The sequence below is a fragment of the Bradyrhizobium cajani genome (genome assembly GCF_009759665.1).
Classification (GTDB): Bacteria; Pseudomonadota; Alphaproteobacteria; order Rhizobiales; family Xanthobacteraceae; genus Bradyrhizobium; species Bradyrhizobium cajani.
Genome location: NZ_WQNE01000091.1, coordinates 1 through 1,241, shown reverse-complemented (window position 1 = coordinate 1,241; position 1,241 = coordinate 1). Strand labels below are relative to the sequence as shown.

Here is a 1,241-nt window from a genome sequence, read left to right as displayed (position 1 = left end):
TGTAAAAGAAGGGACTTGAGCTGACAGTGGGTGCTTTGTCGCGGCAGGTGTCCGACAAAGATTTCATGTCCGACCTCACGCAGCCGGCAACAATTTCTCTCTCGACAGAGCACTTGCGTCAAGCAAGGTTTGCATCGGCGTCTTGCCGTAACACCAGCGCCCCTGATGCGGGCGCACCTCATTGTAAGCAGCGATCCACTCATCGAGATCGCTCTGCAACGCAGTGATACTCGGATAGATCTTCTTGCGGAACGCGACGCGATAGAACTCCTCGAGCACGGTGCGGTGGAAGCGCTCGACAATGCCGTTGGTTTGTGGGCTCTTCGTCTTGGTGCGGGTGTGATCGATGTCCTCGACGGCGAGGTAGAGCTCGTATTCGTGATGCTCCGGATTGCCGCAATACTCGGTGCCGCGGTCGGTCAGGATCCGGTTCAGCGGGATGCCCCGCGCATCGAAGAACGGCACCACGCGATCATTCAACAGTTCGGCCGCCGTGATCGGCGTCTTGCGATCATACAGCTTGGCGAACGCCACCTTGCTGTAGGTGTCAATGAAGGTCTGCTGATAGATCCGCCCGACCCCCTTCATGTTGCCGACATAGAAGGTGTCCTGCGCACCACAATAGCCGGGGCACTCGCTCTCGAACTCGCCGTGTGCCTCCTTCTCGGATTTGGCCTTTTCCAACGCAACGAGCTGGGCCTCGGTCAGCACCAGGCCGTCCTGGGCCATCTTGGCCTCCAGCGCCGTCAGCCGCTTCTTGACGTTGGCGAGGTCGTGACGCAGCCACACCGCACGCACCCCGAACGGGGAGATCGACAGGCCGCGGCTCCTGAGCTCATTGCTGACTCGTACCTGGCCCCAGGCCGGCTGGTCGATCGCCAGCTCAACGACGGCCGCCTCGACCTCCGGCGCGACCCGGTTCTTCAGGATCGGTTTCTTGCGGCTGATCTCAATCAGCGCCAGCTCGCCGCCCTTGTCGTACAGTTCCTTGAACCGGTAGAAGCTGTCGCGGCTATAGCCCATCATCCGGCAAGCCTGACTGACATTGCCGAGCTGCTTGGCCAATTCCAGCATTCCGACTTTCGCGCGAATGACCTTCTGTTCCTGGGTCATGGTAACGTCTCCTGTGAGACGCTGCGGGCTGCGCGGGAGCGCCCTTTGGGTGAGCGCTCCTGCTCGCCCGCAGCTCCATTCCCTGCCAGTCAAACCTTGCCGTCAGATTAAGTCGAAACTTCTACAAT

General features: G+C 60.2%; 1 protein-coding gene. It reads right to left on the bottom strand.

The features are described 5' to 3' along the window. Positions 1–75 precede the first annotated feature (75 nt). On the bottom strand, positions 76–1,113 hold the full coding sequence (locus tag GPL20_RS38510) for an IS481 family transposase (protein WP_157337945.1): 1,038 nt from the start codon (positions 1,111–1,113) through the stop codon (positions 76–78). Positions 1,114–1,241 lie beyond the last annotated feature (128 nt).

Excerpts from the sequence above, each read along its gene's own strand:
- GPL20_RS38510 (WP_157337945.1), bottom strand. The coding sequence starts at position 1,113 with ATGACCCAGGAACAGAAGGTCATTCGCGCGAAAGTCGGAATGCTGGAA.